Source organism: Microbacterium sp. Bi128 (genome assembly GCF_918698205.1).
Genome location: NZ_CAKKMM010000190.1, coordinates 1 through 7502 on the forward strand (window position 1 = coordinate 1; position 7502 = coordinate 7502).

The 7502-nt window shown below is 67.0% G+C and carries 8 protein-coding genes; 6 read left to right on the plus strand and 2 right to left on the minus strand.

Features of this window, described 5'->3' with window-relative positions; all coding sequences use genetic code 11:
• Positions 1-20: 20 nt before the first annotated feature.
• A complete protein-coding gene (locus LQV45_RS14025; protein ID WP_230007560.1) occupies positions 21-1289 on the minus strand; it encodes a hypothetical protein in 1269 nt (422 codons plus the stop codon).
• Positions 1290-1506: 217 nt separating this feature from the next.
• On the opposite strand from LQV45_RS14025, the gene LQV45_RS14030 reads away from it, so the two are divergent.
• Positions 1507-2358 (plus strand): helix-turn-helix domain-containing protein, encoded by an 852-nt coding sequence (locus tag LQV45_RS14030; protein ID WP_230007561.1) that lies wholly within the window; start codon positions 1507-1509, stop codon positions 2356-2358.
• A 157-nt stretch (positions 2359-2515) separates the two neighbouring features.
• On the opposite strand, the gene LQV45_RS35675 is transcribed toward LQV45_RS14030, so the two are convergent.
• A complete protein-coding gene (locus LQV45_RS35675; RefSeq protein WP_268932567.1) occupies positions 2516-2647 on the minus strand; it encodes a hypothetical protein in 132 nt (43 codons plus the stop codon).
• Between the two features lie 259 nt (positions 2648-2906).
• On the opposite strand from LQV45_RS35675, the gene LQV45_RS14035 reads away from it, so the two are divergent.
• From LQV45_RS14035 to LQV45_RS14055, 5 genes are all read left to right on the plus strand, one after another.
• Positions 2907-3689, plus strand: a complete 783-nt coding sequence (locus LQV45_RS14035) for a hypothetical protein (RefSeq protein ID WP_230007562.1) — start codon at positions 2907-2909, stop codon at positions 3687-3689.
• Positions 3686-4849 carry an ImmA/IrrE family metallo-endopeptidase gene (locus LQV45_RS14040; protein WP_230007563.1) on the plus strand — a complete coding sequence of 388 codons (1164 nt, stop codon included), beginning with the start codon at positions 3686-3688 and terminating at the stop codon, positions 4847-4849. Before LQV45_RS14035 ends, LQV45_RS14040 begins: the two co-directional genes overlap by 4 nt.
• A gap of 136 nt (positions 4850-4985) precedes the next feature.
• Complete coding sequence (locus LQV45_RS14045; protein ID WP_230007564.1) at positions 4986-5144, plus strand: hypothetical protein; 159 nt, start codon at positions 4986-4988, stop codon at positions 5142-5144.
• 259 nt (positions 5145-5403) lie between these two features.
• Complete coding sequence (locus tag LQV45_RS14050; protein WP_230007565.1) at positions 5404-6258, plus strand: hypothetical protein; 855 nt, start codon at positions 5404-5406, stop codon at positions 6256-6258.
• Between the two features lie 245 nt (positions 6259-6503).
• Positions 6504-7358 carry a PhzF family phenazine biosynthesis protein gene (locus LQV45_RS14055; RefSeq protein ID WP_230007566.1) on the plus strand — a complete coding sequence of 285 codons (855 nt, stop codon included), beginning with the start codon at positions 6504-6506 and terminating at the stop codon, positions 7356-7358.
• The last annotated feature ends 144 nt before the right edge of the window (positions 7359-7502 follow it).

Sequence of the window (7502 nt, forward strand, 5' to 3'; positions counted from 1 at the left end):
GTGCGTGAGAAAGAGGTTTCTCAACATGGAGCCGCCTTGGTGTAGACGACTGTGTCTCCGGTGCCGCCGTAGTTGTATCCGGTTGCGGAGGTTACATTGGTGTCGACGACGCTGTTGTTCTTGTAGAGCTTTCCATCTGGGCCCAGGAAATAGCCCGCCGCCAGCGGCTCGGTGTTAGCGGGCACGTTCGACGAGAAGTATGAGGAGGGCTGAGCCTGGTATTTGATGTAAGCGCCACTGGGCTTGGTGTATACGACAGCGTCTCCGGTGCCGCCGTAGTTGTACCCGGTTGCGGCCGTCACGTTGGTGTCGACGATGCTGTTGCCCTTGTAGAGGTCGCCGTTAAGCGCGAGAAAATAGATTCCCGCGAGAGGCTTAGCGGTTGAGGGTACATCCGGAAAGAAATCAGACGTTGATTGAAACTGGTACTTGATGTACCCGCCATTAGTCTTTGTGTATACAACAGCATCCCCGGTCCCGCCGTAGTTGTATCCAGTGGCGGCCTTGACGTTGGTGTCTACGACTGTATTCGCCTTGAAAAGATCGCCGTTTGGAGCGAGGAAGTAGATTCCAGCAAGGGGTTTTGCGCTCGAGGGTACGTCAGAGAACTTCGTGGACGTCGTCTGGGCGGCATACTTCAAGTACCCGCCGTCCGCTTTGGTGTATACGACGGCGTCCCCGGTCCCGCCGTAGTTGTACCCGGTGGCGTCGATCACGTTGGTGTCGACGAGGGTATCGAACTTATAGAGGTCGCCATTGGTGGCCAAGAAGTACCCCGCGGCAAGCGGTCGCGCGTTCGTCGGAACGTGGGGAGCGTGGTCGGAGGACGTTTGCGCTGCATACTTCACGTATGCGCCATTCTGTGGAATGGCGCTCGCGACCGTTGAGCTCGTGGTCGTGGCTCCCGATGAGGCGGACAGTGAGACGGTACCGCCCACGCCGGGCACGGTGATCGCCGGCAGCGCCACCGCCCCACTCCCATCGCTGACGCCGGTATAGGTCGCGGAGCCGCCGGCGAACGTGTACCCGCCGCTCAGCGTCGTCGTGACGCTGACGCCGGCGGTCGGGGTGCCGTTGGTGGTGACCGAGACCGACGCGCCGGTGATCGTGCCGCAGGCGGTGCCGTTGTACGTCGCCTGGTTGAAGGCGAGCACCGGCGTGCCGGACGCGGCGGCGAGCGGCGCGAGGCTCGCCGCGGCGATGACGGGCACCGACCACGCGGCGCCGGTGAGAACGGTCCGGCGGGTCGGGGAGGGGGGAGGTGTGTGCTGCTCGATGTCGTGCGACATGGGAGACCTTTCGGGTTCGGGTCTCGCCAGCATTCGGGCGTCCCTCCGCGTGCGCCAAGCCGGGGTTGTCACGGGCGTTTCGGGTGACGACGCGCTGGTGCACGTGGCATCCGGGGCTGCCAAGGAATGAACGTGGGGGTGATTGATTCCGCCCATCGGAGAGAACCCCGACGAAGGCCCGCGACGCTGGAGCGACACCTCCCGAGATCGGAACCGCATGACCCGGAACCTGCGCGCCGAGGGGCCAGCGGTCGTCGAGTGGTTCGCGCAGCGTTCCCTCGTGGCCACGCCCGTCGCGGGGAGCCCGACCGTGTTGATCGTCGACGAGGCCGAGGTCGCCGCCGTCGTCATCCGCCGCCTGTGGCATACCGCGCTGGTGATCGAGCCCGCGCCACGCGTGGCACACGGCTCCACGCTCGTGCTGCAGGCCGAGGGCGCGATCGACGTCGAGCTCCCGGGCGGAGGCCGCCCTCTCGCCGCCGGTGACGCCCTCGTCTATCCCGATGCCGTCTTCGTGCGCGCGACGGCCGGTCAGCCTACGGCCCGCATCGAGATCGTCACGGCCCACCGCCTGCTCGACGAACCCGCCGCGCTCCCGGGCGCCGACGACTCTCCGGCGTGGCGGGCGCTGGCATCCACCGTGAACGCGATCCTCAACGGCGACCACCGGCTGGGCGTCGCCGCCGAGTCGGCGCTCGGCCACGCGATCGAGAGCCTGTGCGCGGCGCTCATCGCGGGGCGAGCGGGGGCGGATGCCGCGGCCTCGGGCTTCCGGTCGGCCCAGGCCACGTTCGCCGCCGCCACCCGACTGCTCACGGAGCGCGCGCAGGACCCGGGCTTCACCGTCGAAGACCTCGCCGTCGCCCTGCAGGTGTCGCGGCAGTACCTCGCCCGCATCTTCGCGCGGCAGGGGCGCACGCCCAGCGCCGCCCTGCGGGCGCGGCGCCTCGAACTCGCCGACGGTCTCGCGGCGACGGGACTGCCGACGCCCGAGATCGCGCGACGGTCGGGATTCCCGTCCGCCCGTGCTTTGCTGCGGGCGAAGCGGGAGCGGGACACCCGCCATTGATGGCCCTCGATCGGGACCAACGCGGCCGCTATTCCAGGTTATGGCCGCTAACCAGGATCATCGCCTCCGCGCTGCGTGTGCGGACCGTGTTGGGGTAGTCGTAGGAGGTTGCCACAGCAGAGGGGGCCGACGGCAACGCCGTCGACCCCGTCTATGCTCAGCCCTTGCCGAGCGTCGAGCCCGCCTTCGACTTGGCCGGCTTGCTCGACGAGTTGGACGCGAGCGTCCGTCCCGCCTTGCTCAGCGATGCCTTCGAGGGCTTGGACGACCGTGACGACGACTTCGCCATGATGCGCTCCTTTTCTGTTGCAGAGAAACAGATCACCCGACCGGACTTGAGCCCGCTCGTGCAGAGACCACGGAGCCTCTAGAGTCAAGGAGTCGACCAGACACCTCAGCCCCGACCTGCTGCGTCCAGAGCTTGTCCCTGACCTGCCGGTCGGGGCTCCTTCGTGCAATCCACACTCTATAACGCTCCTACGACGAAGAAGTAGGTAGGTGGGTGATTTCAGGAACACGTTTACTGCCTTTGGGTGTAATCTGATCGCGTGATCACCCGCCAACGCGCACTCGACGTCCTCCACGCTAACGATGTCGCGCGCGGCCTCGCGTGGGCCTACAACTCCGCCTGTGAGCAGGCGCTCGACGACCTCACCCGCGCCAACGGGTACGGAGCGCTCACCGCCGGGGTCGGTAGGTATGAACTCATCGCCGACCGCTTCGACCGCGTCTTCTCTTGTGGAGAGTATGAAGTCGCCGAAGGCATGGAGTCGGTCGGCCTCGATGTGCTCTACGAGGGACTGAGCGAGCGGGCGCGTCTCACGATGCCCGTGATCCCCGCCGGAACGGTGACCCGCTCGAACTTCCGCGGCAGCAACGGCTGGACGGTTGGCGGGTTCCGATTCATCACTCACTCGTTCTCGCGAGGTGAGATCGCACGGATTGACTGGACGAAGGCCAGCCCTACGCTTCAGGCGGTTGCCCGCCAGAGACCTGACGAGACAGAACTTCTGACGCTGCTCGACGTGATGCTCGACATTGAGCAGCGCAACGATCTCGCTTCTCAGGACGACCTGCCGACTGTTCCCATGCCCACGCTCGTCCTGGTGCATGCCTTGGACCGCGAGACAGCCGAACGCGAACTCGCCATCGGTCACGCCCGCTACAACGACGACCTCGGGGGGCCGTGGCACTGGCATGAGGATCTGTTGGGCGGACCGGAGCCCGACCAGGCCGGCCGTGTGATGCCCGACGCTCCCGCGCCGACGCAGCAGGAACCGGACGTCACCTTGCGCCTGCGCAAGAAGGATGCTGCGGAGGACGCAAGTTGAGCAGCCCACAGGTGCCCACCCTCTTCGCCGGCGACCGGCTAACACTCGCACGTCAGCTCGAGGGTCTGCGCAAGAGCGACCTGGCCGCTCGTATTGAGAAGAGCGCGACGACCGTCGCTGCGTGGGAGGCAGGAACCAAGCGTCCCACCGCTGCCAACGTAGCCCAGTTGGCGTTGGGGCTGGGAGTGACACCGGCGTTCTTCGCACCCCGAGGCACAGCAGCGACAGCCGAGGACTCTGTCCCTCACTTCCGCTCGCTGCGGTCGACGAGCCAGCGGGCTCGTGACCAGGCGTTCGCATATGGACTGCTTGCGGTAGACATCGCGGACGCCATCGAGAAACATGTCGAGTTCCCTGAGGTCGACGTTCCTTCGTTCGAGGTGGCAGCCGACGACGTGGGAGACGGCCCGGAGGAGGCAGCCCGCGAGCTCCGGCGTGCATGGGGCATCGACACGGGACCGATGAAGCACATGGTGCGCCTGCTCGAGAACCACGGTGTGCTCGTCGTGTTCAGCCCGACGCAAACATCCTCGGTGGACGCGTACTCCTTCGAGTCTGCGAGCCGACCGGTGGTCGTCCTCAACCCCGTCAAGAGCGACTACTACCGACAACGGTTCGACGTCGCTCACGAACTCGGCCACCTCGTCATGCATCGTGACGCCGAGCCCGGCGGTCGCATCGTGGAGGAACAGGCCAACCGGTTCGCGTCGGAGCTGCTGATGCCCACGGCGGAAATCCGGGACGTATTGCCGACTGCGATGAACGCTCGCGCGTGGGACGTCCTCGGGACGCTCAAGGAGCAGTGGGGTGTCAGCATCCAGGCGCTTCTCTTCCGGGCGCGCCGATTGGGCGCCATCAGCGATGTGACCTACCGCAACGCCATCATCACCCTGAGCCAGCGCGGTTGGCGCCGGAACGAGCCCGGCCTGGTGACATCAGTCGAGCAGCCGTCCATGCTGCCGCGGTCGACGGAGCTGCTGGAAGCGTCGGGCATCCCGCGCGAGTCACTCGTGGATCAGGCGCGCGCGCCCCGCGACCTCTTCGACATCGCCACTGCACGGGCCCCTCGCATTGATGGCCGTGACGATGACTCAGAGGTCCAGAACAGGACGTCCAACGTCATTCCACTTCTCACAGGCCGCGCGGCCGGCAGTGACTAGAGGTGAGCCTCGGGAGAAGCGCTCGCCCTCGCTGTGATCTAGGCCCCGTCGCCAGCGTCCAGGAGACCGCAAGCCACCGCTGACTGCGGTCGTAGCCGTCGCGCTGCTACGCAACGGCGAGCGTGCGGAGCGACCTGTGACGATACTGCCCACCTGGTTGCGGTCCCGCGAGGCGCGAGACCAGTGGCCGGGTCTACCCGATGCTCGCGAAGTAGGCGCGGAGCACGGCACGCGCGTGGAGACGCTCGTGATCCTCTCCTGGATGCTGGCCACGGCCCGCCCGGACCCGATGTGAAAGGCGCGCATCTTCACCTGTCCAGCAGCCGACTCCGCGCACACGCCGATGGCTTTGTGGCCACTGGTCGCGGGGCTCTCGGCGCAGTAATCGACCCGCCACTCGCGCTCGGTGCGCCGCATGGGACCGCCGCGCAGCGGCGTGCACGAGAAGGCCTGCCTAACAGGCAGTGCCCGTTGGGCGATCTACTCCGAGTCCTCAGAGCATTCGCGACCAGCACCTTCCGTTAGATGGATTCCGGAGTGCAAGGATGGCGCTCGTGACGACGAGTGATACCGATTGGGAAGCAGAGCTGGAGCGCGTGGTGGCGCGGATAGGCCAGCTGCAAGAACTGTACGACCGCGTCTACGATGCCCGCGCCGGGTCAACGTCACTCAGAGCCGCGGACGACAGGGCTACGTGGCCGCTGGCGATTGGCCAGCACGTGCAGTACTGCCTCGTCCAGGCAATCGACATGTGTCAGGGCATCGCGGAGCTCGTGGCCAATGACACCGGGCTGCAGATTCCGTTGGCGGCCAGTTATCCGCTCTCGCGCGCTGCCATCGAGTCATCGAGTATGGCCGCGTGGATGCTCATCCCTGCCACCCGCCGGGAGCGCGTCCTTCGCAGGCTACAGGTCGCCCAAGATGAGCTTTCTTACGAGAAGGCGTTCATCCACTGCGTCGCCTACGAGGAGGAGTTGTCCAAGCAGATGCGCATGAAGCGTGTATACGCGAAGGACGCCAAGAGGACCAGAGAGCAGATGCGCGAGATCGCCCGCGTCAATGACATCCAGGCCTCTGAGTACGCCAACATGCCCGGATGGGAAGAGGTCGTCAAGCAGGCCGCTGTTCTCCTGACCGACTCGCGACCCTCCCTCCTTACTGCCGCCTGGAGGTTCACGAGCGGGCTCACACATCCGTCGTTCACTCGTGGTCGGATCGCCCACGAGTTTGTTCGGGTGAACACGGAGGCCGACGATGCGAAAGGAGAGATCACCGGGAACATCGAGTGGATCGTCTCGACCGCGGCGATCGCTGAGTCGCTCACGCGGAAGGCAATCAAGGTGCTTCGGTTCACGAAGGTCAAGGTCAACGGCGAGCGGCCGGTGCCGGACTCACGCACTGGCGTCTAGGGATGCATCCCGGAGGTAGCGCTGGACTTCGTCGGTCATGACCGAATCGGACAGGAGGAGTGGCGAGTCTGCAGCGGTGTAGGAGGCTACTTGGACGGAACTGCGCTTCGCCTACGGCGCCACGCGCGAGTCCCCAGGTTGTGGCCGCTAACCAGGATTAACGGCTGTCACTCGGGACGTCGACGCGGTCCACCGATCGCGCACTGGCCCGCGACGCCCCGCACCGCGGCCGGAAGAATCGACGCATGACCGAAGCCCCTGGCATCCTGCACCTGCTCGCCTTCGCCGCGGAACCCGGCGGCGGGAATCCGGCGGGAGTGGTCCTGGATGCCACGGCCCTCGACGACACCGACATGCTGAGGATCGCGGCCGACCTGGGGTATCCCGAGACGGCGTACGTCGTCGCGCGGGACGGTGATCGGCTGCGGGTGCGGTACTTCTCGCCCGAGGCCGAGGTGCCGTTCTGCGGGCACGCGACGATCGCGACGGCGGTCGCCCTCGCCGAGTCCGTGGGTCCGGGGGAGTTCGTGTTCGAGACCGCGGCGGGCGACGTCGAGGTGTCGGCGCGGGAGGACGACGGCCGGATCGCGGCGGGCTTCACGAGCGTCGAGCCGACAGTCCGCGACTTCGACGATGCGGCGCCGTTGCTCGCACTCCTCGGACTCGACGGCGACGACCTCGACCCGCGGATGCCGCTCGCTGAAGCGTTCGCGGGGAACCGGCATCCGGTCGTCGCCGTCCGCACGATCGAGCGGTTCGACGGATTCGGGTACGACGCCGACGCCCTGCGGGTGCTGATGGACGCGCGCGGGTGGACGGGGACCGTCACGGTGGTCCACGTCGCCGGCGAGCTCGCCGACGGCGCCGACGTCGAGGCGCGCAACCTCTTCCCCGTCGGCGACATCACCGAAGACCCCGCCACCGGTTCCGCGGCCGCGGCGCTCGGCGCGTACCTGCGCGACCGGCTCGGGATGCCGGCGCCGTTCCACGTCACCGTGCATCAGGGGCGGCACATCGGCCGCCCGAGCATCCTCGAGGTGGACGTGCCCCCGGCCGGTGGCATCCGGGTGTCGGGGACGGCCGTACCGCTCCGGGGGTAGCTTCCGGGTTTGGGGCGCGATCCTGCGTTTGGGGCGCGGTAATCACGCCCCAAACGGAGGAATCCGCCCCAAACCTCGTTGCGCCGCCGCGTCACTGCCCCGAACCGCGGTTCGCCGCCGCGCCGCCGCGCCGCCGCACCCCAC

Excerpts from the sequence above, each read along its gene's own strand:
- LQV45_RS14055 (WP_230007566.1), top strand. The coding sequence starts at position 6,504 with ATGACCGAAGCCCCTGGCATCCTGCACCTGCTCGCCTTCGCCGCGGAA.
- LQV45_RS35675 (WP_268932567.1), bottom strand. The coding sequence starts at position 2,647 with ATGGCGAAGTCGTCGTCACGGTCGTCCAAGCCCTCGAAGGCATCGCTG.
- LQV45_RS14030 (WP_230007561.1), top strand. The coding sequence starts at position 1,507 with ATGACCCGGAACCTGCGCGCCGAGGGGCCAGCGGTCGTCGAGTGGTTC.
- LQV45_RS14025 (WP_230007560.1), bottom strand. The coding sequence starts at position 1,289 with ATGTCGCACGACATCGAGCAGCACACACCTCCCCCCTCCCCGACCCGC.